General features: G+C 72.0%; 1 protein-coding gene. It reads left to right on the top strand.

Annotated elements, in window-relative coordinates:
* Window positions 1-53 precede the first annotated feature (53 nt).
* Entirely contained in the window at window positions 54-1553 is a 1500-nt protein-coding gene (locus ON36_RS16210) for an SCO6880 family protein (RefSeq protein ID WP_043653702.1), read from the top strand.
* The last annotated feature ends 149 nt before the right edge of the window (window positions 1554-1702 follow it).

Genomic DNA, 1702 nt, shown 5'->3' with positions numbered 1-1702 from the left:
GGCGACCGCTGGACCAACCGCGCACCCGACCTCGGCAGGAGCACGATTCCGCGATGAGCACAGCCACCCCCACCGACACCTACGAGCGTCGCTCCTACGGTCTGTGGCAGAAGCCGCGCAGCGCGGGCCTCTTCGGCCTGCGCTGGGAAGAGACCGTCATCGGTTTCGTCGTGGTGATCACGGCCCTGATCAGCGCCATGGTCGGCGGATTCAAGTGGGGCCTGGTGGTCGGCGGCGTCGGCGCGGTGATCATGGTTCCCCTGGTCTGGCGGACCGGTGGGCGCTCCGGATACGAGACGGGACTGATGATGTTCAACTGGATGCGCTCGCGCAAACGCGGCGAGCACGTGTATCGCGGCGGCCGGTTCTCCCGGGTGCCCGGCGGCGTGACCCGGCTGCCCGGCCTGCTGGCGCCGTCGAAGATCTACGAAGGTGTCGACGCGGGCGGCTACCAGTTCGGGATGATCCACCTGCCCGCCTTCGCCCAGTACACGGTGGTGCTGCGCGCCTGGCCGCAGGGGCACGAGGCGGTCGACCAGCCGGTCATCGACCGCTGGGTCGCGGCGTGGGGCACCTTCCTGGCCTCGGTCGGCCAGACCAGCGACATCGTCGCGGTGGTGCCGGTCATCGACACCGTGCCGGAGACCGGTAACCGGCTGCTGACCGAGGTCTCCACGATCACGCGGCCCGAGGCGCCGGACCTGGCGCAGCAGGTGATGTACGAGCTGGCCACCGAACTGCCGCAGGAGCGCGTGCAGCTGCTGCCGCGGGTGGCGATCACCTTCAAGGCGACCACCGCCGAACGCCGCAAGAACCCGGCCGAGGAGGCCGTGGAGATCGGGCGCAGGCTGCCCGGCATCTGCGCCGCCCTCGCCGAGGCGGGCGTGCGGGCCCAGCCCATGTCCGCCGAGGAGATCATCTCCTTCATCCGCCGCAGCTACGACCCCGCCTCCCAGGCCGATCTGGAAGTGGCCGTGGGCGATCCGCACGGCCACGGCCTCGGCTGGGACGACGCGGGGCCGGTGTCGCAGGACGAGAAGTGGGACCACCTGGTCCACGACGGCGGCCGCTCGGTCACCTGGGAGATGGACACCGCACCCGAGGGCGCGGTCGACGAGCGGGTGCTGCAGCGCCTGCTCGCGCCCAACCCGGAGGTCCCGCGCAAGCGGATCGCCATCGTCTACCGGCCGCATTCGGCCGCGGACGCCGCCGAGATCGTCGACGACGACTTCAAGAACGCGCTGGTGGCCCAGCAGAGCGAGCGCGGCGTGGTGTCCGCGGCGGCCACCCTGCGGGTCGGTGCGACCCAGCAAGCCCGCGAGGAACAGGCCCGCGGTCACGGCGTCACGCGCTTCGGCGTGCTGGTGACGATCACCGAACCGTTGCGCGGCGACATGCCGCGCATCGAGGCGATCACCCGCGACCTGTCCACCCAGGCCCGGCTCCGGATCCGGCGCTGCTACCGCTACCAGGCGGCCGCCTTCGCGGCCTCCCTCGGCTGCGGCGTCATCCTGCCGGAACACGCGACCATCCCGAAGGCATTGGCAGGGTGAGCGACCCATGGCACGAGATCACGAACCCCCGCTGCGCGAACTCGACGAGGACATCGCGCTGCGTCCCGTCCACCGCCCGCCGCGCATCCGCGGCGAGGCCGCGCCGCGGCCGGCCGGCGGTCAGGCGCGGGTGAGCGAGGACATCCTCG

It is taken from the genome of Nocardia thailandica NBRC 100428, from assembly GCF_000308795.1.
GTDB classification, from domain to species: Bacteria; Actinomycetota; Actinomycetes; order Mycobacteriales; family Mycobacteriaceae; genus Nocardia; species Nocardia thailandica.
Note: the sequence above shows the minus strand (reverse complement) of the source record. Positions and strands in the feature narration are given on the sequence as shown.